The sequence below is a fragment of the Streptomyces sp. NPDC034111 genome, from assembly GCF_055575375.1.
In genome coordinates, this window is sequence record NZ_JBVIST010000001.1 from 734,895 (window position 1) to 755,988 (window position 21,094).

General features: G+C 72.4%; 18 protein-coding genes. 15 read left to right on the forward strand and 3 right to left on the reverse strand.

Annotated features, from left to right (window positions below):
• Window positions 1-64 precede the first annotated feature (64 nt).
• The 6 genes from ACZ55A_RS03300 to ACZ55A_RS03325 all read left to right on the forward strand — a co-directional run bounded on the left by ACZ55A_RS03300 (window position 65) and on the right by ACZ55A_RS03325 (window position 6,068).
• Window positions 65-619: an RNA polymerase sigma factor gene (locus tag ACZ55A_RS03300; RefSeq protein ID WP_468832379.1), complete on the forward strand. Its 555-nt coding sequence runs from the start codon at window positions 65-67 to the stop codon at window positions 617-619.
• A complete protein-coding gene (locus ACZ55A_RS03305; protein ID WP_468832382.1) occupies window positions 612-1,628 on the forward strand; it encodes a CU044_5270 family protein in 1,017 nt (338 codons plus the stop codon). Before ACZ55A_RS03300 ends, ACZ55A_RS03305 begins: the two co-directional genes overlap by 8 nt.
• A gap of 476 nt (window positions 1,629-2,104) precedes the next feature.
• Window positions 2,105-3,616: a glycine betaine/L-proline transporter ProP gene (gene proP / locus ACZ55A_RS03310; RefSeq protein WP_468832385.1), complete on the forward strand. Its 1,512-nt coding sequence runs from the start codon at window positions 2,105-2,107 to the stop codon at window positions 3,614-3,616.
• A gap of 139 nt (window positions 3,617-3,755) precedes the next feature.
• Window positions 3,756-4,856, forward strand: a complete 1,101-nt coding sequence (locus tag ACZ55A_RS03315) for a DUF2330 domain-containing protein (protein ID WP_468834596.1) — start codon at window positions 3,756-3,758, stop codon at window positions 4,854-4,856.
• A 64-nt stretch (window positions 4,857-4,920) separates the two neighbouring features.
• A complete protein-coding gene (locus ACZ55A_RS03320) occupies window positions 4,921-5,253 on the forward strand; it encodes an antibiotic biosynthesis monooxygenase family protein (protein ID WP_468832387.1) in 333 nt (110 codons plus the stop codon).
• A gap of 122 nt (window positions 5,254-5,375) precedes the next feature.
• A complete protein-coding gene (locus ACZ55A_RS03325) occupies window positions 5,376-6,068 on the forward strand; it encodes a GNAT family N-acetyltransferase (RefSeq protein WP_468832390.1) in 693 nt (230 codons plus the stop codon).
• A 121-nt stretch (window positions 6,069-6,189) separates the two neighbouring features.
• On the opposite strand, the gene ACZ55A_RS03330 is transcribed toward ACZ55A_RS03325, so the two are convergent.
• Window positions 6,190-8,268, reverse strand: coding sequence for a DHA2 family efflux MFS transporter permease subunit (locus ACZ55A_RS03330; protein ID WP_468832394.1), 2,079 nt, complete (start codon window positions 8,266-8,268; stop codon window positions 6,190-6,192).
• Window positions 8,269-8,534: 266 nt separating this feature from the next.
• Here ACZ55A_RS03330 and ACZ55A_RS03335 point away from each other — a divergent pair, with 266 nt between their 5' ends.
• Both ACZ55A_RS03335 and ACZ55A_RS03340 read left to right on the forward strand, forming a co-directional pair.
• Window positions 8,535-9,704 carry a peptidoglycan-binding domain-containing protein gene (locus ACZ55A_RS03335; RefSeq protein WP_468832398.1) on the forward strand — a complete coding sequence of 390 codons (1,170 nt, stop codon included), beginning with the start codon at window positions 8,535-8,537 and terminating at the stop codon, window positions 9,702-9,704.
• 243 nt (window positions 9,705-9,947) lie between these two features.
• Window positions 9,948-10,625, forward strand: a complete 678-nt coding sequence (locus ACZ55A_RS03340; protein WP_468832401.1) for an HAD-IA family hydrolase — start codon at window positions 9,948-9,950, stop codon at window positions 10,623-10,625.
• Between the two features lie 285 nt (window positions 10,626-10,910).
• Here ACZ55A_RS03340 and ACZ55A_RS03345 read toward each other — a convergent pair whose 3' ends face one another.
• Window positions 10,911-11,492, reverse strand: coding sequence for a TMEM165/GDT1 family protein (locus ACZ55A_RS03345; protein WP_468832404.1), 582 nt, complete (start codon window positions 11,490-11,492; stop codon window positions 10,911-10,913).
• Window positions 11,493-11,671: 179 nt separating this feature from the next.
• A complete protein-coding gene (locus ACZ55A_RS03350; protein WP_468832407.1) occupies window positions 11,672-12,430 on the reverse strand; it encodes an ABC transporter permease in 759 nt (252 codons plus the stop codon).
• A 211-nt stretch (window positions 12,431-12,641) separates the two neighbouring features.
• Here ACZ55A_RS03350 and ACZ55A_RS03355 point away from each other — a divergent pair, with 211 nt between their 5' ends.
• The 7 genes from ACZ55A_RS03355 (at window position 12,642) to ACZ55A_RS03385 (ending at window position 21,063) form a co-directional block, all read left to right on the forward strand.
• Window positions 12,642-13,298, forward strand: a complete 657-nt coding sequence (locus ACZ55A_RS03355) for an HNH endonuclease family protein (RefSeq protein ID WP_468832409.1) — start codon at window positions 12,642-12,644, stop codon at window positions 13,296-13,298.
• Between the two features lie 178 nt (window positions 13,299-13,476).
• Window positions 13,477-15,198 carry an alkaline phosphatase D family protein gene (locus ACZ55A_RS03360; protein ID WP_468832412.1) on the forward strand — a complete coding sequence of 574 codons (1,722 nt, stop codon included), beginning with the start codon at window positions 13,477-13,479 and terminating at the stop codon, window positions 15,196-15,198.
• 231 nt (window positions 15,199-15,429) lie between these two features.
• On the forward strand, window positions 15,430-17,439 hold the full coding sequence (locus ACZ55A_RS03365) for an FAD/NAD(P)-binding protein (protein ID WP_468832415.1): 2,010 nt from the start codon (window positions 15,430-15,432) through the stop codon (window positions 17,437-17,439).
• 77 nt (window positions 17,440-17,516) lie between these two features.
• Entirely contained in the window at window positions 17,517-17,984 is a 468-nt protein-coding gene (locus ACZ55A_RS03370) for a DoxX family protein (RefSeq protein ID WP_468832419.1), read from the forward strand.
• 216 nt (window positions 17,985-18,200) lie between these two features.
• Window positions 18,201-18,854, forward strand: a complete 654-nt coding sequence (locus ACZ55A_RS03375; protein ID WP_468832422.1) for a DedA family protein — start codon at window positions 18,201-18,203, stop codon at window positions 18,852-18,854.
• A 328-nt stretch (window positions 18,855-19,182) separates the two neighbouring features.
• Window positions 19,183-19,638 (forward strand): GNAT family N-acetyltransferase, encoded by a 456-nt coding sequence (locus tag ACZ55A_RS03380; RefSeq protein ID WP_468834601.1) that lies wholly within the window; start codon window positions 19,183-19,185, stop codon window positions 19,636-19,638.
• 216 nt (window positions 19,639-19,854) lie between these two features.
• Window positions 19,855-21,063, forward strand: coding sequence for a methyltransferase (locus ACZ55A_RS03385; protein ID WP_468832425.1), 1,209 nt, complete (start codon window positions 19,855-19,857; stop codon window positions 21,061-21,063).
• Window positions 21,064-21,094: the final 31 nt, after the last annotated feature.

Sequence of the window (21,094 nt, forward strand, 5' to 3'; positions counted from 1 at the left end):
CCGGGTGTGATGTCTCACTCAAGGAGGGTGTGAAGATCGGGGCCATGCCGGACACCAACGGTTCATGAGCACGGACGACGCCTTCGCCGATGACGCCTTCGCCGAGGCCTATCGCGCGCACTACTGGGCGGTCAGCCGCTTTGTGGCGCGTCGGCTGGACGGGCCGGCGCACGAGGTCGAGGAAGTGGTGGCGGAGGTCTTCTCCATAGCCTGGAGACGCCGCACCGAGCTCCCCGACACTCCCCTGCCCTGGCTGTACGGGGTGGCCCGCAACTGCCTGGCCAATACGGTGCGCGGGCTGAGCCGCTACCGGCGGCTGCTGCGCCGCCTGGGCAACCACGAGGTGGCACACCAGCGGCAGACCGTCGAGAGCCCCGACGCGGAGCGGCCCGGCTCCTGGGTGCACGAGGCGCTGGCCCGTCTCTCCCCCGCCGACCAGGAGGTGCTGCGGCTGACCACCTGGGAGGAACTGACCATCGAGGAACTGGCGGTGACCCTCGGATGCGGGCAGAGCGCGGCGGCCATGCGGCTGCACCGCGCGCGCCGCCGCCTTCGCGCGGAGATCGACCGTACGCGGATGACCGTGGCCGTACGAGCAGGAGGCGACCGCAATGACTGACGAACTGGACCTGCTGCGCGCGGCCAACCCCGTACCGGCCGGGACAGGGCCGTGGCGGGACCGCCCGCTGGACGCCCGCGCCGAACGGGCCCTCAACCGTCTGCTGCACAGCAAGCACACCCGGCGGGCGGGGCGGCGCCTGGTCCTGCGTGCCGAGGCAGCGGTGCTCGCGCTCGTCGCCGTGCTCGCCTTCACCTTCTCCGACGCCGGCAGCGTCCCGGCGACCGCCGCGCCCGTGGCGCTCCGGCTGCACGGCGACGCACGCCCCGTACCGCTGGCGGAGCTCGCCCGCCGGACGGAGGCGCGGGCCCGCACGGCCGGTGCCGCGGACGGGCCGCGCCGGGGCAGCCATCTTCAGAGCTGGTACCTGAGCATGCAAGCGGGCCCGGACGCCGCGCCGCCCGTTACCGTGCCCGAGGAACGCATCACCCGGTGGAACGCCGACGGCAGCGGCTCCGAACTGGTCGTGGCCACCGATCCGCGGCACCCGGGCCGCCCGGTGATCCATGACGCCGACGGCCGCTGGCAGACCGTCAGCGACGGCAAGGTCCTGCACCGCAAGACCTATCCGGCAGGCTCCGCCGCCCGGCACAGCGGACTGGCGGCCCGTACGAAGCCGCCGACCGACCCGGTAGCACTGCGCGAACATCTGGCGCTGCTGTACGGCGGAGCGGACGGCACCCGTACGACACCCCAACTCCTGCTGGCGCTCTCCTCGTTCCGCCAGGAGTGGACGCCGGGACCGCGGGAGACCGCCGCGATCGTCCGGATGCTGGCCGATGCGGACGGGCTGCGGGCGGCGGGCACGGTCACCGACCGGCTGGGCCGGCGCGGTGAGGCGTATGTCTACGACGGTCCCGACGGCGCCTCGAACGCGACGCGCCAGATGGTGATCCTCGATCCCCGCAGCGGCGAACTCCTGGGCCTGGAAGTCACCTTCACCAAGGACCAGCCCGACTTCAGGATCAAGGCGGGCGAGGTGATGTCGTACGAGGCATGGATGCCGTGAGGCCGCTCGACGGTGCGGCACGGCGGCCGTGCGGCGCGGATGCCCTTCGGCGTCGCGGCCGGCCCAAGGCGCCCGAGTGGCGTGACGGCACGGTTTGGCCGATCCTTGAAAGAACGCGACGATCCCTGTCGGCGCGGCGGTGCACTGCGCCGCCGCGCCGTTTTTCGTGGTCGCGACTGCTTCCATGCCCACCCGCGCGACTGTGCGTGACCCACGTCACAATGCGCCAATGGTTGCAGTGGATCTTCGCGATATGGATCACAGTCCCGCATCCCGTGAATTGCTTTGCAAAAGCGAGTTTCCCCTGCAAGAAGCGGGTATGCGGCCCACTGCGCGATCATCCGCACACTGTCCGTAATGATCCGCTCTGCCCCTATGGTCGACCTTTGCCCGTCACCCCATGGCGGGCTCTGTCCCGCTGTTCCACGGCGGGTGGTGTCAGGTAGTCGTCCCAGAGAGCGCAGGCGAGCGAACACGTGCCGACGCAGTCCCCCGTCGCACCAGGACCCCACAACCCCGTCGGCGGCCGTGCCGACGCGGTAACCGGCCCGCAGCAGGAAAGAACGCCGGGCCCGGAAGAGCCGACCTCGGGCGAGGTGACCGTCGTCGACCCCGCGATGGTCAAGCGCGCGGTGTCGGCAGCCGCCCTGGGCAATGCGATGGAGTGGTTCGACTTCGGCGTCTACAGCTATATCGCGGTCACCCTCGGGCATGTCTTCTTCCCGTCCGGGAATGCGACCGCGCAGCTGCTGTCGACGTTCGGCGCATTCGCCGCGGCATTCCTCGTGCGCCCCATCGGCGGCATGGTCTTCGGACCGCTCGGTGACCGGATCGGCCGGCAGAAGGTCCTCGCGATCACCATGATCATGATGGCCGTGGGCACCTTCGCCATCGGCCTGATCCCGTCGTACGCCTCCATCGGCGTCGGCGCGCCCCTCCTGCTGCTCGCCGCCCGCCTCGTACAGGGCTTCTCCACCGGCGGCGAATACGGGGGCGCCTCCACCTTCATCGCCGAGTACGCGCCCGACAAGAAGCGCGGATTCCTCGGCAGCTGGCTGGAGTTCGGCACCCTGGCCGGTTACGTCGGCGGTGCCGGCCTGGTCACCCTGATGACCGCGCTGCTGTCCACCGAGGACCTGAACTCCTGGGGCTGGCGCATCCCGTTCCTGATCGCCGGACCGATGGGCATCATCGGCCTCTACCTGCGGATGCGGCTCGAAGAGACCCCGGCCTTCGCCCAGTTGGAGAAGGAGGCGCGGACGAAGGAGAGGGCGCGCCGCGAGGCCGAGAAGCGGATCGGCATCCGCGAGATGGTCCTCGGTCAGTGGCGGGCGATGCTGCTGTGCGTCGGGCTGGTCCTGGTCTTCAACGTCACCGACTACATGCTGCTGTCGTACATGCCGAGTTATCTGACCTCGGAGCTGAAGTACGACGAGACGCACGGGCTGCTGGTCGTGCTCGCGGTGATGGTCCTGATGATGTGCGTCCAGCCGTTCGCCGGCCGGCTCAGCGACCGCTTCGGCCGCCGTCCGGTCCTCGGCGCGGGCTGCCTCGGCTTCCTGGTGCTGTCCGTGCCGGCCCTGCTGCTGATCCGGCAGGGGTCGCTGCTCGCCATCGCGCTGGGCATGGCCGCACTCGGCCTGCTGCTGGTCGCCTTCACCTCGACGATGCCGGCCGCGCTGCCCGCGCTGTTCCCGACCAGGGTGCGCTACGGCTCCCTGTCGATCGGCTTCAACGTCTCCGTATCGCTCTTCGGCGGTACGACGCCGCTGGTGGTCACCGCCCTGATCGGTGCGACCGGCAACACGATGATGCCCGCCTACTACATGATGGCGGCGGCCGTGATCGGCGGGATCGCCGTCCTGCTGATGTCCGAGACCGCCCGCAGGCCGCTGCCCGGCTCCCCGCCGGCCGTCGAGACCGAGGCGGAGGCCCGGGAGGTCGTACGGACGGCCAACACCCCGGCCACGGGGGGCACGGCGGCCTGACCGCAACCGGGAACCGCCCGTACCACCCTCGCCGTCTGAGTCGCTGCCGCTCACATCGAGCGGCGAGCGCAACGGGGGACAGGTGACTGGTGTGACGAGCGTGACGATCGGGCGGCGGCGGGCGTTGCTGGTGGTGCTGATGCTGCTGGCCATGCAGCTGGTATCGCTGGCCCGGCCGGCGTACGCCTGTGGCTGCGGGGCGATGGTGCACACCCCGCAGACCACCATGGCGGTGAACCGGGAGACCTCGGCAGTGCGCTGGGACGGGAAGACCGAGCAGATCGTGATGAGTCTGACGGTGCGCGGCACCGCCCCCGACGCCGCATGGATCATGCCGGTACCGCACCGCGCCACGGTCAAGCTGGGCAACCCCGCCCTCTTCGACCAGCTCGCCACCCTGACCGAACCGGCCGTCCGGCAGCGCCACTACTTCTGGCCCCGGAGCAGCGACTGGCCCTTCGGGGGCCTTGCCGACGGCGCCGGGGCAGCGATGCCCGGTGAGCGCGGCCCAGGGGTCGGGGTGGTCGGGCGCGAGCGCCTGGGCCCCTTCGACGTCGCCCGGCTGACCGCGACCGACCCCGGCGCACTGCGCCACTGGCTGAAGTCCCAGGGCTTCCGGCTGCCCGCCTCACTGGCCACCGAGCTCCGGCCGTACGTGGCACAGCGCTGGGAGTACGTGGCGATCCGGCTCGCGCCGGCCGAGGGACAACAGCTGACCGGCACCCTCGACCCGCTGCGCCTGACCTTCGCCAGCGACCGGCTTGTCTACCCCATGCGGCTCTCCCGTCTCGCCAAGACACCGCAGTCACTGGGGCTTTACATCCTCGCGCCGCACCGGATGGAGCCACGCGGCGCGATCGGCGGGGCGCGGCCCGACGTCTCCTTCGCGGGCCGGATCGCCCCCAAGGGTGCGCTAAGCGACCTCAGCAGCACCGGGGGCGCCGGAAACAAGGGCGGCACCGGCCCTACGTTTCTGACCGCCATCGAGCAGAACTTCCCACAGCCACACCGCATCACCGGCGATCACGAACTCGTCCGTACGCCCCACGACACGCCCTTCAAGCGGGTCAGGTACACGTATGCGCTGCTCATGGTGGGCGGCGTCCCTGCCTGGCTGCTGACGGTCGGCGCAGCGCTGCTGCTCCTGGCGACGGCGGCCACGGTGCTCGCGGTCCGGGCCCGCGGCCGCAAGGTCCCGCCGGCGTTCAGCCAGACGCCCGACGGCACGCCCCCGCTCTGACGCCACGGCTCCGTCACACCCCTCGGCCTGGGCGCCTTTTCTCCCGTACGGCACGATAGGCGCCATGAGCATCGTGAAGATCAACGTTCTGACCGTCCCCACCGAGCAGCGCGAGGTCCTGGAGAAGCGCTTCGCGTCCCGCGCGGGCACGGTGGACTCCTCGGACGGCTTCGAGTGGTTCGAACTGCTGCGCCCGGTCGAGGGCACCGACCAGTACCTCGTCTACACCCGCTGGCGGGACGAGGCGGCCTTCCAGGCCTGGATGGAGGGCCCGATGAAGGCCGCACACCAGGGCGGCGGCGGTGCCGAGGGCGGGGAGCGGCCCAAGCCCGCCGCGTCCGGCTCCACGCTGTGGTCCTTCGAGGTGGTCCAGCAGGCGGGCCCCAAGCAGGCCTGACCACTCCGTCTCCCCCGCCCTGCCGGCCCCTAGTGGCCCCTACTGGCCGCTACTGGCCCCTATTGGCGGCATCGCTCAATTCCGTTGCACCGTGGACCGCCCCGCCCGCACCATAGGCGCCCATGAGTGATGCCGCCGCCCTTCGGCTCCCCTGGGCCGTCGCCCCCGAGCCGGTCGACTCTCCGGACGCGAGAGCGCTGCTCCGGGAGTACTACACCGAAGTGGCGGACCGCTACTTCGCGCTGTACGAGGGCCGCGGCTCGACTCCCGAGGAGATCGACGAGGGGCTGGCGGAGTACCCCAGCGCCGATCTGATGCCGCCCAACGGCGTACTGCTGGTGGCCCGTCGGGACGGTGAACCAGCGGGTGGTGGCCAACCGGACGGTGAGCGAGCGGGCGGTGGCCAACCGGGCAGTGAGCGAGCGGGTGGTGGCCAACCGGGCAGTGAGCGAGCGGGTGGTGGCCGACCGGGCAGTGGCCAACGGGACGGTATCCGGCGGGACGAGGACGTGGCGGGGTGTGTCGGCGTGCGGCTGCTGGACGCCCGTACCGCCGAGCTGAAGCAGATGTTCGTACGGTCCGGACTGCGCGGTCTGGGCGCGGCGGGCGGGCTGCTGACCGCCGCCGAACGGGTCGCGGCGCAGCTGGGCGCCGAGCGGATCCGGCTGGACACCCGCCTGGACCTCGTGGAGGCCATCGCGCTCTACCGGCGGCACGGCTTCCGCGAGATCGCCCCGTACCACCAGGACAAGTACGCGGAGATCTTCTTCGAGAAGCGGCTGGACGGGGACCCCTCGGGCCCGCTGCCCGCATAGACACTCCTGCCGTCGCACTCCCTCGTATTCCGCCGCGCTCCGCCGTGTTCTGCCGCGTTCTGCGGCGTTCTACGGCGTTCCATCGCAGTCCGTCGTACCCCGAACGGCCCGACGGACGCGCCTACTTGGCGAGGTCCGGCGGCCGCGGAGTGCGCGGAGGCGTGCGCGGGACGTGTGGGCGGGCGTCACCGTTGTGCGGCTCCTCCGCGTCCGAACCGCACAGCTCCGCCGTCAGCTCCTGGACGAGTTCGGTGAGGTCGGTGGGCCGGTCCTCGGTCCACCAGTCGCCGAGCATCTGGGCGAGCGACTGCTGGCGGGCCGCCGAGAGCCGCTCCGCGACCTCCCGGCCGCGGTCGGTGAGCAGCAGCATCAGCCCGTCGCGGGCGGCCAGTCCGCGCTCCTCGACCTGGCGGACGCTCTCGGCGATCACACCGAGCGGCACCGTGCTGCGTTCGGCGAGCAGCGCCGGTTCCACCAAGCCGTAGCGATGGATGCGCAGAAGCAGCCAACTGGCAGCCGGTTTGAGGTCCAGGCCGGCCCGTGCGGTGATCTTCTCGTAGATGTGCTTACGGCCCTCCATGCTGCCGAGTTTGGACAGCGCGCGAGCGCACTCCTCGCGCGAGGACCGCTCGACGGGGTTGGAGGAGAGCACCTCGCTGGTGTCGGGCGCGGTCACGCTGCTGCGCAGTGGCTCCTCCCGGAGGTACCAGGCCAGCACGAACGCCACCAGGACGACCGGGACGGCGTAGAGGAAGACATCGGTGATCGACACGGAGTAGGCGTTGAGGACACCGGCGGCCTGGCGGGCCGGCAGCTGGGCGACGGTCCGCGGATCCTCGGCGATCTTCGACGGGGCGACGCCCGGCGGCAGTTGCTGCCCGGCGAGCGCATCCGCGATCCGTGGGCCGAGCTGGTTGGCGAAGAGCGTGCCGAAGATGGAGACGCCGAACGAGGCGCCGATGGAGCGGAAGAACGTGGCGCCGGAGGTGGCGACGCCGAGGTCCTGATAGGCCACGGCGTTCTGCACGATGAGCACCAGCACCTGCATGACCAGGCCGAGCCCGAAACCGAAGACGAAGAAGCAGGTGCTCATCTCGGCGACGCTGCTGGCCGGGTCGAGCCGGTGCAGAAGCAGCAGGCCGACCGCCACGATGCCGGTGCCGGCGATCGGGAAGACCTTGTAGTGGCCGGTGCGGCTGACGATCTGCCCGGAGCCGGTGGAGGCCACCAGCATGCCGAGCACCATCGGCAGCATGTGCACACCGGACATGGTCGGCGTCACGCCCTGTACGACCTGGAGGAACGTCGGCAGGTACGTCATCGAGCCGAACATTGCGAAGCCGACGATGAACCCGATGACGGCGCTGAGCGTAAAGGTGCGCAATCGGAACAGCCGCAGCGGAATGACGGGCTCCGCTGCCCGGCGCTCGATGAGGACGAACGCCCCGAGCAGGACGACGCCGAGCACACCGAAGCCGATGGTCTGCCAGGAGCCCCAGGGGTAGGTGACGCCGCCGAGCGAGGTCATCAGGACGAAGCAGGCGGCGACCGCGGCGATCACGCCGGTGCCCAGGTAGTCGATCCGGTGCGGGGTGCGGCGGCGCGGGATGTGCAGCACGGCGGCGATCACGGCGAGGGCGACGATGCCGACGGGGACGTTGATGTAGAACACCCAGCGCCAGCTGAGGTGGTCCACGAACAGCCCGCCGAGCAGCGGGCCGAGCACGCTCGTACCGCCGAAGACGGCACCGAACAGGCCCTGGTACTTACCCCGTTCACGGGGCGGCACGATGTCGCCGACGATCGCCATCGACAGCACGATCAGGCCACCGCCGCCCAGCCCCTGGAGGGCACGGAAGGCGATCAGCTCGCCCATGTTCTGCGCGATACCGCAGAGCACCGAGCCGATCAGGAAGATCACGATGGCGGTCTGGAAGAGCTTCTTGCGGCCGTACTGGTCACCGAGCTTGCCCCAGAGGGGCGTCGCGGCCGTCGCGGCCAGCAGGTAGGCGGTGACCACCCAGGAGAGGTGGTTCAGGCCGCCGAGGTCGCTGACGATCGTGGGCAGCGCGGTGGCGACGATGGTCTGGTCGAGCGCCGCGATGAGCAGGCCGAGCAGCAGCGCGCCGATCGCGACGAGGACCGTCCGCTGGGACCGGTCCTCGCCGGGGACGGCAGGAGCGCTGGTGTCCTGCGCCATGTGCGTCTCCTCCTGTTCCACTCCTGTTCCTGGGTTTGCCCGTACGGGTTGCGTACCACCATCCGGGCCATCGGGCTTATTCCATCCTGGGCGGTTCCGCCGGATATGGCCCGCCGAGCACCGATCGACATCCCCCGTCGCGCGGAAGACACCCGGGGTACGCCGGGCCGATGCCTCCGAACGCCTGCGCGACCGGGCAGCACCTCTGGATAATCCGCCCCTGTACAGCCGCCGACTGTTCGCGACCTCCAGAGAGGGGACCACTCGTGACGGCTTTACGGACCTGCCCGCACTGCTTCGCCCCGGTACGCGGCGACGGCCGGCCGACCTGTCTGTGCGCGGCCCTCGACGCGGAGGACTTCGAGCCGCTGCACATACGGCCGTACGTGTCACTGCCGGACGGGGACGGGGAAGGGGACGGGAAGGGGCAGTGGGAGGGGCAGTGGGAGTGGGGCCGGGACGGGGATGAGGACTTGGCCGGGGTGGATGCGGCGGGGTACGGGGCCGGGATGGATGCGGGGTCGTACGAGACCGGGATGGATGCGGCGGCCTACGGGGCCGTCTCCGCGCCGTCCGCCGCCGGCCCGCTGCCGGCCGGGCCGGCCGACGCCGCCGAACCCCAGCCCTTGGCGCCCCGGGTACGCCGCCACCTCGGCCCGACCTCGCGGACCTTCCGCTCGGACCCCGAGGAGCCGACGCCCCGCACCTCCGCCGGGGCCGCCGCCCCCTCCACGCCCTCCACCAGGGCCGCAGCCCCCTCGGCGCCGCCCACCAGGGCCGCAGCCCCCTCCACGGCCTCCGCCGCCGCCCCCGCCACTCCTCGCCGCAAGCGGGCACTGCCCGCCGTACTGGCGGCCGCCGGAGCCGCAGCGGCCGTCACCGCGGTCATGATCAGCACCGATCTGCTGTCCGGGGGAAAACAGGACCGGGCGGCTCCCCCCGACGGCGGCGCCGCCTCCCCCACCGCCACCTCCCCCGACACCGACACCCCCTCCCCCGCGCCGAGCCACACCCCTTCGTCCCCCTCCACGACCCCCACCCCCACGGCCGCTTCTCCCTCCCCCTCCCCCACCGCGACCGGCCTCGGCACCCCCAAGGCGACCGTCAGGCTCTACCGGACCCCGAAGCCTCGTCCGCCCGCCCCCACCCAGGTTTCCGGCACCGTCACCGCCTCCCCCGGTGGCCACGACCCCAGCACCGCACCCACCGGGCCGACCGTGCTGCGTGAGGGCTCCAGCGGCCCCGAGGTGGTGGAACTACAGGGGCGGCTGCGGCAGCTGGCGCTCTATCCGGGTGCGGCGGACGGCCGGTACGACGCGGACGTACGGAGCGCCGTAGCGCGCTACCAGCAGGCCTACGGCGTCACGGGCGACCCGGACGGCGTCTACGGCACCTGGACCCGGGCGTCGCTGGAGTCGCGTACCGAGGGGGCGTAGGAGACGGGCAGGAGCCCCGTAGGACGGGGGCTCGGGGCGCCGCTGACCAGGCCCGGTTGTCGAGACCCGGGAAAGTTTTGTATCGTGAAGAAACAAAGTGGTTCCGCCCGCACTCCCTGACCGGCGGGCGGAGCCGCTTGTCTTCTTGCTGGTCGGCTTTTGCCGGTCGTTGCCGGTCGTCCACCACGCCCGCCGACGTGGGTCCGCCCGTCCGTTCGCCCATAGCGCCCAGGAGCCCCGCCGATGACGGCAACCACCACGCTCACCGCCCGCGCCCTGCTGCTGGACATGGACAGCACGATCGTGAACTCGGAGGCCGTCGTCGAGCGCTGCTGGCGCCGCTGGGCGGCCGATCAGGGGCTGGACGCGGACGAGGTCCTCAAGGTCGTACACGGCCGGCAGGGCTGGGCCACGATGGCCGCGCTGCTGCCGGACCGCCCGATGGAGCTCAATCTGGCCGACAACCGCCGGATGCTGGAGCAGGAGACCGCCGACACGGACGGCGTGGTGCCGGTCCCCGGCGCCCCCGCCTTCATGGCCGCCCTCGCCGGGCTGCCGCACGCCCTGGTGACCTCCGCCGACGTACCGCTCTCCGACGCACGGATGGACGCCGCCGGACTGCCCATGCCCGCAATACGGATCACCGCGGAGAATGTGAGCGCCAGCAAGCCGGACCCGGAGGGCTTCCTCAAGGGCGCCGCCGAGCTGGGCTTCTCCCCTGAGGACTGCCTGGTCTTCGAGGACTCCGAGGCGGGCATCGAGGCGGGCCGGGCGGCCGGAATGCGGGTGGTCGGCGTCGGCGACCGCGCGGCGGCGTTCGCACCCACGGCCCAGGTGCGCGATCTCACCCAGATACGGGTCGAGGCACAGGCGGACGGCACGATCGCGGTGCACATCGACAGCGCACCCGAGCCCGCCTGACCCAAGCCGGAGCAGCCGCGCCCGGACCGCGACCAGGCGGGGCCGGGCCTGCCGCGTAAGACCGGGAAGGCGGTGCCGTGCGCCCCGCCCCCGCCCCCTCCACGGGCCGACTGCCACGCACCGTAGCCCTGAACCCCTGTCCCCCCGCCGCTCCGCCGCTCCGCTTCACGCAACCGCTCCACTACACCCGCCCACCCCCCGAAGGGGGGTGGGCGGCGGGGAAAAACCAGGACGGCAGGAAAAACCAGGACGGCAGGAAAACTTCCGGACGGCAGGAAAAACGCCTCAACCCCCCAAAGCCTCAAAGAGGCTGAACCCTCCCAGCAAGGCCATCACGCCCGCCGCGATCTTGGTGATGAGGCGGAGGGGGACGTGCTTCATCAGGGTGCGGCCGCCCAGGATGCCCAGGCCGGCCACCGCCCACAGGGCCAGTACGGCGCCGGCCGCGACCGAGAGGGGGTCGTCGTAACGGGCGGCGAGGTTGGCGGTCATGATCTGGGTGAGATCGCCGAACTCGGCGACCAGGATCATCGTGAAGCCCGCACCGGCGACCTTCCAGAAGCTCTGGTCGGCGGGGCTCTTGACCTCCTCCTCGTCCTCGTCCTTCCTGAACAGCAGGACGGCGGCGCCCACCAGGAAGAGCACTCCGACCACGCCCTGGACGACGCGGTGCGGAAGCAGCGTCAGCACGCTGCCCGCGGCGATCGCGAGCGCGACATGGACGAGGAAGGCGGCCGCGACCCCGGCGAAGACGTACGAGGCGCGGTAGCGGGTGCCGAGCATCAGACCGGCCAGAGCGGTCTTGTCGGGCAGTTCGGCAAGGAAGATGACGCCGAACACGACGGCGGCGACGGTGAAACTGAACACGGGGTGGCATACCTCGATCGGTCGGGCCGCACCAAAAGGGGCCCGGGAAAGGGGTCGCTTCGGCACGGCAGCGTCGAACACTGCGGCCGAAGGTCTCGCTGGCGCGGTACGTCTCCGTAACGCGCTCCGGGCGCCGGCCCCCGCGAGGGAGGGCAGTATGTCGACGGTCCGGCAGAGAGCTACTCCCCTTCTGCTGTCGTCAAGGGTACGCGGTGCAGTCGGCCGCGCGCGACCAGCTCCAGTACCACCGCGCACGCCACCGCCTGCACCGCAAGCAGCGCGACCAGCACGAACAGCTGCACCGCTCCTGCCTGTACGGGCGAGGCGCCGCCCAGCAGCATGCCGACGAAGGCTCCGGGCAGGGTGACGAGTCCCACGGTCCGGGTCTGGTCGAGCCCGGGCAGCAGCGCGTCGGACGCGGCCGGGCGGGCGACCTCCATCCGGGCGTCGCGGTCCAGCAGCCCGAGGGCGAGACCCGCCTCGAACTCGCCGCGCCTGGTCTCCAGCTCGTCCAGTGCCCGTCGCCCGCCCAGCACGGTGGCGGTCAGCGCGCCGCCGATGAGGATGCCGGTGACGGGGATCAGGGTGATTCCGCGCGGAGGTACCAGGCCGGTCGCCAGCAGCAGACCGACGACCGGGGCGACCCCTGTGGCGATCGGCGCGGCGGCCCACCACCAGGTGCGGTTCTGGGTGATCCGGCGGCCGGCGGTCCGTACTGCCACCGCGAACATCAGCAGGAGGAAACAGAGCAGCCGGGGGAGGGCGTGCACCACCCAGCCGATGAGGTAGGAGACGGCGGCGAGTTGGGCGGCCGCGCGCAGTCCGGCGACGGCGATGGCCCGGGCATGGCCGAGGCGCGCCAGTGCGGCGACGGCCACGGCGGCGACCAGCAGGACGGCGAGGACGACCCCGAGGGTGGCGTTGACCGGCAGCAGCACGCGCTCACTGTAGGGCGATGAACCCCCGGCGCATGCGCCGGTGCGCAGCAACCGGAGTGCCGTTGTGCACTTATGACACTCCCTCAAACCCTTGAAACTGACGTGGGCATGTCGTCACCCTGTTACCTGGTGCCCACTCCATGGAAACCCCACAGCGTCACCATGGGCCCGGCACCGAACGTCAACTTCCCCCCACTTCAAGGGAGTTCCGATGGCAAAGACCAGGTCAAAGGTCTACGCGCGTCGAGTTTCCATCGCCGCGGGTTCGGCCGCGGCCCTGTTCTGCACGCTGGTGCTGAGCAGCCAGTCCGCCCAGGCGGCGCCGCCCAGCCCGCCGGACGTCGCCACCGCCCGGACGTACCTCACCGAGATCAAGGAGCAGCCCGAGGGCCCGCAGGACGGCTACAGCCGCGACAAGTTCCCGCACTGGATCGACCAGGGGGACGGCTGCAACACCCGCGAGGTGGTGCTCAAGCGCGACGGCAAGGACGTCCAGCAGGGCGGCTCCTGTGCGGCGGTCAGCGGCACCTGGGTCTCGCCCTACGACGACGCGACCTGGACAAATCCCGCCGATGTCGACATCGACCACGTCATACCGCTGTCGGAGGCCTGGAAGTCGGGCGCCGCGCAGTGGACCACCGAGCGCCGTCAGGAGCTCGCCAACGACCTGACGCACTCCCAGCTGATCGCCGTCACCGACAACGTCAATCAGGAGAAGGGCGACCAGGACCCGGCCAAGTGGCTGCCGCCGAAGGCCTCGTACCACTGCGAGTACGCCCGGATGTGGGTGTGGGTCAAGCACGAGTACGGCATGACCGCGGACTCCGCGGAGAAGGCCGCACTGAAGAAGATCCTGGACGGGTGCTGATCCCCGGCCGGGCCCACGGATGCGCGGGCCCCGGCCACCGGACACGCGCGTCCGCGCACTGACGGACCCGCGCGCCCGTCGACCGGAAACCACCGGCCGGCGGGCGCGCCGCCCCACCCGGCCCCCCTCCGCTCCCGTTGTGCTCCTATCCTCTGACGCACGACAACGGGAGGCGCCGATGGCCGGACTGCGCTTGGGACCGCTGCTGCGGTACGTCGACGCGGAGAGCGCGACGGTATGGGTGGAGACCGACCGGCCCTGTACGGTGCGGATCCGCTGCGCGGACGGGGCGGGCGGCACGGACCGCACCTGGCAGGTGGCCGGGCACCACTACGCGCTGGTCCCGGTGACCGGCCTGACGCCCGGGAGCGAGACGCCCTACCAGGTCCTGCTGGACGAACAGCAGGTCTGGCCGCTGCCCGAAGGGCACTTCCCGGAGAGCACCATCCGTACCCTCCCCGCCTCCGGAGAGGACCCGCTGAGCATCGCCTTCGGCTCCTGCCGCTGGTCCGCGAAGCCCTCGAAGGCCGCCCATGACCCGGTCGGCCCGGACGCGCTGGACGCCCTCGCCACCGCGCTGGCCGCCGATCCCGCCCGCCCACGCCCGGACGTCCTGCTCCTGCTGGGTGACCAGGTCTACGCCGACCAGACCTCCGAGGCGACCGTACGGGTGCTGGCCGGCCGCCGCGACCTCGACGAGCCGCCGTGGAAGCAGGTCGCCGACTACGAGGAGTACACCCACCTCTACTACGAATCCTGGCTCGATCCGGAGGTCCGCTGGCTGCTGTCCACGGTCCCCAGCTGCATGATCTTCGACGACCACGATGTGATCGACGACTGGAACACCTCCGCCGCCTGGCTGGCCCGGATGCGCGCGGCCCCCTGGTGGCACGAGCGGATACTGGGCGGCCTGATGTCGTACTGGGTCCACCAGCACCTGGGCAATCTCTCGCCCGCCGCACTGGCCGCCGACGAGCTGTACGCCCGGGTGCGGGCGGCGGCCGACGGCACGGACCTGGTGCGGGAGTTCGCGGCCGGTGCGAACGCCGATCCGGCGGTTGCGCGCTGGAGCTACCGCCGCGACTTCGGCCGGGTGCGCCTGGTCATGATCGACACCCGCACCACCCGCGTCCTGGACGAGGGCAGTCGCGCGATGCTCGACAAGACCACGGGCGAATGGCTGCGGCAGGCCGTACTGGAGGAGCGGGACGGCTACGACCACCTGCTGCTCGGCAGTTCGCTGCCCTGGCTGATGCCGCAGCTCATCCATGCCGCGGAGGGCTGGAACGCCGCGCTGTGCGCCGGTGAGCGCGGCCCCCGCTGGGCGCGGATCGGCGAATCCCTCCGCCAGCGGGCCGATCTGGAGCACTGGGCGGCGTTCCCCGCTTCGTTCGCCGCGCTCACCGATCTGATCGCCGAGGCGGGCTCCGGATCCGGTGCCCCGGCGACGGTCTGTGTGCTGTCCGGGGACGTCCACCATGCGTACGTGGCGGAGCCGCACTGGCGCGACCCCGGAGCGCGGCCCACGAGCCGGGTGCTCCAGCTGACCTGCTCCCCCGTCCACAACAGCATCCCCGGCCCGCTCCAGGCCGGCTTCCGGTTCGGCTGGAGCCGGACCGGCCGGCGGCTGGGGACGCTGCTGGCCCGGCACGGGCGGCTCCGCCGGCCGTCGGTGAAGTGGCGGCGTACGGGCGGCCCTTGGTTCGGCAATCAGCTGATGACGCTGACGCTGGCGGGCCGTACGGCACGGATCGCCCTCGATCAGGCCCGTCGGGACGAACGGGGCGACGTCCGGCTCGTCACGGTCTGGCGGGATGGGGCGACCGGTGCGCGGATTGCCACGGAATCCGGTGGTCCGCACGCGTCTGTCCCGGGGACCGACCGGCCGAAGCGGGGATGAGGCGGACGCTTCGGCGCAGGCAGGCGGCGGTGCGGCCCGCTGCCGTCCGGTGACCGGCCTGCGGCGGGTCTGCGGCGGGCCTGTGGATGTGGCGTATGTCTTTGCCCACTCGGGTGCTGTTGAGGCGGGTTCGGCGGTGATGATGGGGCGCACGTTTGCCCCTCGTCCCCCCTTTCGGGCGACCGCGCGCCTGGGCGCGCCGGCCGTCCGCCGCCTCAGGGAGAGCCCCACTTGGCCGCCGACCACATCGCCGCCCGCCACCCCCGCCCCGCCATCGCCGTCGTCGGCGCGGGGCCGCGCGGAACGAGCGTGCTGGAGCGGATCTGCGCCTCGGCCCCCGAACTGGCCCCCGGCGCCCGCCTGACCGTCCATGTCATCGACCCCGCCCCGCCCGGCGCCGGCCAGGTGTGGCGCACCGCCCAGCCGCCCGAGTTGCTGATGAACACCGTGGCGTCGCAGGTCACGCTGTTCACCGACGAGAGCGTCGAGTGCGCAGGGCCGATACGTACCGGGCCGAGCCTGTACGCCTGGGAGGGGAGCGACGTCGGACCGGACGACTATCCGGGGCGCGCGCTGTACGGCCGCTATCTGGAGTGGGTGTTCCGCCGCACCGTGCGCACCGCCCCCGAGGAGGTGACCGTCGTCCCGCACGCCGCCCGCGCGGTACGGCTGACCGAGGCGCCCGACGGCACCCAGGCGCTCACCCTCGACGACGGGCGGACGCTGACCGGCCTGGGGGCGGTGGTCCTTGCCCAGGGCCATCTGCCGGCCGCTCCTGGGGCCGAGCAACGGCGCCTGGCCGCGTACGCCGCCGGGCACGGTCTGCACTATCTGCCGCCGGCCAACCCCGCGGACCTGACCGCCGAACTGGCGGAGCTGGCCCCGGGCCGGCCCGTCCTTCTGCGCGGTCTCGGCCTCAACTTCTTCGATCACATGGCGCTGCTGACCGAGGCCCGCGGCGGCCGGTTCGTCCGCGGTGCGGACGGCGGGCTGAAGTATCTGCCGTCCGGGCGTGAGCCGCGGCTGTACGCGGGCTCCCGGCGCGGCATCCCGTACCACGCGCGGGGCGACAACGCGAAGGGCGCGCACGGCCGGCATCTGCCGCTGCTGCTCACCCCGGATGTGATAGCCGCCTTCCGCAAGCGTGCCGACTCCGGCGATCTGCCCGACTTCCTGACGGAGGTCTGGCCCCTGGTGGCCAAGGAAGTGGAGACGGTCTATTACGAGGCGCTGCTGGTGCGGCGGGAGGCGGGCGGCGACTGGAGCGACCCGGCGCTGGGCGACTCGTTCCGTGACCGCTTCCGGGAGCGCTTCCTGGGGAGCGCGCACCGCAGCCCTGAAGAGGCGGCCGCCCTGGACGCGTTCGGAATCGCGCCCGCCGAACGCTGGGACTGGGACCGGGTCTCCCGGCCGCACACGGGACGCTCGTTCAGCGGCCGCACCGCCTTCCGGGAGTGGCTGCTTGACCATCTGCGCCAGGACATCGCGCACGCCCGGCAGGGCAATGTGTCCGGGCCGGTGAAGGCGGCCCTCGACGTGCTGCGGGATCTGCGCAACGAACTGCGGCAGATCGTCGATCACGGCGGGCTGGCGGGTGCCTCCCGCCGGGACCATCTGGACCGCTGGTACACCCCGTTGAACGCCTTTCTCTCCATCGGCCCGCCGCGGCGCCGCACAGCGGAGATGGCGGCGCTGATCGAGGCGGGCGTGCTGGAGGTGGTCGGGCCCCGGATGACGGTCCGTACCGGCGCCGGCGACGGCCACGGGCCAGGTTTCACCGCGTACTCCCCCGACGTGCCGGGATCGGAGGTGACGGCCGACGCGCTGATCGAGGCGCGGCTGCCGGAGCCGGATCTGCGCCGCACCGGGGACGCGTTGCTGGCCGGGCTGCTGGCCGAGGGCGGCTGTCGGCCGCATGTGGTGGACGGCTATGAGACCGGCGGGCTCGATGTGTCGCCGAGCCCGTACCACCTCGTCGAGGCCGACGGGCGGCGCCACCCGCGGCGGTTCGCGGTCGGGGTGCCGACGGAGGGCGTGCACTGGGTGACGGCGGCGGGGGCGCGCCCTGGCGTGGGGTCGGTCACCTTGGCCGATACGGATGCGGTGGCGCGGGCGGCGCTGCGGGCGGCGGTGGGAGCCGCGGCAACGGGCGGCCCGGAGTGGCTGAGTGTGGTGGGTCCGGGCGCGGTGACGTCGGGCGCTGCTGGTTCGGACCAAAGACCCCATATGAGCAAAGCTTGAACTTGCAAGTATTGTTAGGTGTCCCTAACCTATGCCTCCACGGTCATAACGTCCCCAGTAGCCGTAGGAGTCCCCACATGTCGGCATCCTTGAACTCGTTCACCCAGCGAGCGACCCCGCACGCGCTGGCGCTCTTCCGCGTGGTCATCGGACTGCTCTTCGCCTGCCACGGCGCCTCCTCGCTCTTCGGCGTGCTGGGCGGCGCGATGGGACAGGGCGGCACTTTGCCCACCGGCGCCTGGCCCGGCTGGTACGCCGCGGTGATCCAGCTGGCCGGCGGCCTCCTCGTCCTCCTCGGCCTCGGCACCCGCGCCGCGGCGCTGGTCAGCTCCGGCTCGATGGCGTACGCGTACTTCTCCGTCCACCAGGGCACGGCGCTGTGGCCGATCCAGAACGGCGGCGAGGCCTCCGTGTTGTTCTGCTGGGCCTTCCTGCTGCTCTTCTTCACCGGCCCCGGCGCCTGGGCCCTCGACCGCGTCTTCTTCGGCGGGGACGAGCAGGACGCGGCCGCCCCGGCCGCCGCGCGGGAGCCGTCCGCCGTCTGACCGAACTCCGGCGCAGGGCACGGCCCGTACGGCACCTCTGCCGTACGGGCCGTGGCGTATCCGCGGGCGGCGGGCGACAGACGGCGGGACCGGAGCAACCGGATATTTCCCACCCCGGGCCACCCCGCCGCAGGGCCAGGCGTACGCTGTATGGCTGTAGAGCCGCCCCTGCCGCACCGAGCGACGTCGCGGCGGGTCCGGACGGGGAGAAGGACGTTGCTGGAGAGCCTGGGGTCCCTCAGCGGCACCCCTTGGGTGTATGTGATCGTCAGTCTCTCGATCGTTCTCGATGTGTTCGTCCCGATCCTGCCCAGCGGGGTCCTGGTGATCGCCGCGGCCACCACGGCCGCCGGCACCAGCACCGCGGCCGATGCGGTCGGCCGCGTCGGTGCCACCGCGTCCGTCCACGGCGGTGCCCACCTGGCGCAGATGCTCTCCCTGGTGCTGTGCGCGGCCACCGCCTCGGTGCTGGGAGACATGGTCGCCTACCGGCTCGCCTGGCGGGGCGGCGACCGCTTCGACCGGGCCATCGGCCGCTCCCGCCGTCTGGCCGCGGCGCAGCGGCGACTCGGCACGGCCCTGAAGCGCGGCGGTGGCGGCATCGTCGTCCTCGCCCGCTTCGCGCCCGCCGGGCGGTCGGTGGTCAGCCTGGGCGCCGGCGTCGCGCACCGTACGGTCCGCGAGTTCCTTCCCTGGTCCGCCCTGGCCGGCCTCGCCTGGGCCGCCTACAGCGTGAGCCTCGGCTACTTCGGCGGCCACTGGCTCGGCACGTCCTGGCTGAGCACCGCGCTCTCCGTGCTCGCCCTCTTCGCCGCGGGATCGGCCGCGGCGTTCCTGATGCGGCGGCCGGAACGGCGTACGGCGCACTGACGGCACGGACCGCTGAGGGCCGGACCGCTGAGGGCCGGACCGCTGAGGGCCGGACCGCTGACGGGGCCGGGCGAAAACCCGTGGCCGACTGTCAGACCCGGCTGCAACGATGACGCGCATGAGCGGCACGAGCGGCAACGGCGGCGCGCACGAAACCGGCGGTACGAGTGAGAACGGCGGTACGAGCGAAACCGGCGGCGCGGACGGGTCCGCCGGGACGGGGGCCACCGGCGCCGGCCCGGCACGCACCCCGGCAACCCGGTCCACCGCCCCCGGCACCTGGCACGCCCGCCCCGAAACCGCCGATGACACGGCGGCCGTCCGCCGGATCCACCTCGCCGCCTTCCCCACGGCCGAAGAGGCGGATCTCGTCGACGCCCTGCGCCGCGACCCGGCGGCCTGGCTGCCCGGGCTGTCGTATGTCGCCGACGCACCGGACGGCACCACGGCCGCCCATGCACTGCTGACGCGCTGTCATATCGACGAGGTCCCCGCGGTGGCGCTCGCCCCGTGCGCGGTGCTGCCCGGGCATCAGAAGTCGGGCGCGGGCGGTGCGGTGATCCGTGCGCTCCTGGAGGCGGCCCGGTCGGCCGGTGAGCGGACCGCGATCGTGCTCGGCCATCCGCCGTATTACCCACGCTTCGGATTCGAACCCGCCGCCTCCCGCTTCGGCATCCGGCCCCCGCAGCCCTGGCCGGACGAGGCTTTCCTGGCGCTCTCCCTGGACGGCTCCCTGCCCCCGCGCGGCACGGTGCGCTACGCCGAGGCGTTCGGCATCGCCTGACCCGTTCCGGCAGCCGCCGGCCCCGTCGGCCCGGTCCCGCCGCTCGACCGCGCGGGCCCGACCAGCCGCGATGCCGCTACGGAGTAAAGTCGACGGTCCCACACCCCGCCCGCCGCCACCCCCGCGCGCACCGCCGCGCACCGCGGGGCCGGCCGGGCGCCGCGGCCCAGCGGCGTCCACGGAAGGGCCCGAACCACAGACGCGAGGCACTTTTCGGTGAACCCACCCCCGGTCGTCGAATGGACCGAGGCCGACCGGCCCCGCTCCGCCCGCTGGCGCTCCGAGAACGGCTCTCCGCCACCGCGGCGCCTCGTCATCGCGGACGACCGGATGCGGGCCGACGAGGCGTACAAACTCGCCTGCGAGGGCACCGCGCTGCTGTGGCGCGGCGACTTCCACAACGCCCGCCAGCTGCTGACGGCCATGGCCCGCCGGATCGACCGCCGCCCCCGTAAGGCGCTGCCGGCCGACGTGACCCAGGCGTTCCATCTGCACCGCGCCGCGCAGAACCAACGCGCCCGCATCCTGGGCATGCTGCTGGTCCCGCTCGATGCGGACTACGGCGTCCCGCTGCATCGCGCCCCCGACGTCCGCGAGGCCTGCACCAGGGCGTACGGACCCGCGGAGACCGCCCCGGTGGAGGCCCCTCGCGACGCCGAGAACGCCGGCGAGGCCCCCGGTGCCGGCGAGGACGCCGCCCCGGCCGCCACCCTCGTCTCGCTGCGTGAACTCCTCGCGCTCATCGGCGCCAACGAATGGCGCAAGAAGGGCGTGGAGATCCCGGCGCTCGGCGGCGACCGCATCCATCCCCACTACGGCGTCTTCTCACCGGCCCGCGGCGAGTATGTCGACCTGGTCGCCGAGGCGCCGCTGCCCTCCCAGGAGCTCGCGTTCGACATCGGCACCGGCACCGGCGTACTGGCCTCGGTGCTCGCCCGGCGCGGGGTACGCAGGGTGGTGGCCACCGACCAGGACCCGCGCGCGCTGGCCTGCGCCCGGGAGAACACCGAACGGCTGGGTGTGGCCGGGCAGGTGGAGGTGGTCGAGGCCGATCTGTTCCCGGCCGGCCGCGCCCCGCTGGTCGTGTGCAATCCCCCGTGGGTGCCCGCGAAACCGACCTCCCCGGTGGAGCGCGCGGTCTACGACCCGGGCAACCGCATGCTGTACGGCTTCCTGAAGGGCCTCGCGGACCATCTCACCCCGGACGGCGAGGGCTGGCTGATCCTCTCCGACCTCGCGGAGCACCTCGGCCTGCGCCCGCACACCGAACTCCTCGACGCCTTCGCCACGTCCGGCCTCACGGTCCTGGGCCGGCTCGACATCACCCCGCGCCATCCGCGCGCCCGCGACACCTCCGACCCCCTCCATGTGGCCCGCGCAGCCGAGGTCACCTCCCTGTGGCGCCTGGGCATCGCCGACCGCTAGCAGCGCCCACACCCCCAGCCTCACAACCAGC

Coding starts and splice junctions, on each gene's coding strand:
- ACZ55A_RS03300 (WP_468832379.1), top strand. CDS start 65: ATGAGCACGGACGACGCCTTCGCCGATGACGCCTTCGCCGAGGCCTAT.
- ACZ55A_RS03305 (WP_468832382.1), top strand. CDS start 612: ATGACTGACGAACTGGACCTGCTGCGCGCGGCCAACCCCGTACCGGCC.
- ACZ55A_RS03315 (WP_468834596.1), top strand. CDS start 3,756: ATGCTGCTGGCCATGCAGCTGGTATCGCTGGCCCGGCCGGCGTACGCC.
- ACZ55A_RS03320 (WP_468832387.1), top strand. CDS start 4,921: ATGAGCATCGTGAAGATCAACGTTCTGACCGTCCCCACCGAGCAGCGC.
- ACZ55A_RS03325 (WP_468832390.1), top strand. CDS start 5,376: ATGAGTGATGCCGCCGCCCTTCGGCTCCCCTGGGCCGTCGCCCCCGAG.
- ACZ55A_RS03330 (WP_468832394.1), bottom strand. CDS start 8,268: ATGGCGCAGGACACCAGCGCTCCTGCCGTCCCCGGCGAGGACCGGTCC.
- ACZ55A_RS03340 (WP_468832401.1), top strand. CDS start 9,948: ATGACGGCAACCACCACGCTCACCGCCCGCGCCCTGCTGCTGGACATG.
- ACZ55A_RS03355 (WP_468832409.1), top strand. CDS start 12,642: ATGGCAAAGACCAGGTCAAAGGTCTACGCGCGTCGAGTTTCCATCGCC.
- ACZ55A_RS03360 (WP_468832412.1), top strand. CDS start 13,477: ATGGCCGGACTGCGCTTGGGACCGCTGCTGCGGTACGTCGACGCGGAG.
- ACZ55A_RS03370 (WP_468832419.1), top strand. CDS start 17,517: ATGTCGGCATCCTTGAACTCGTTCACCCAGCGAGCGACCCCGCACGCG.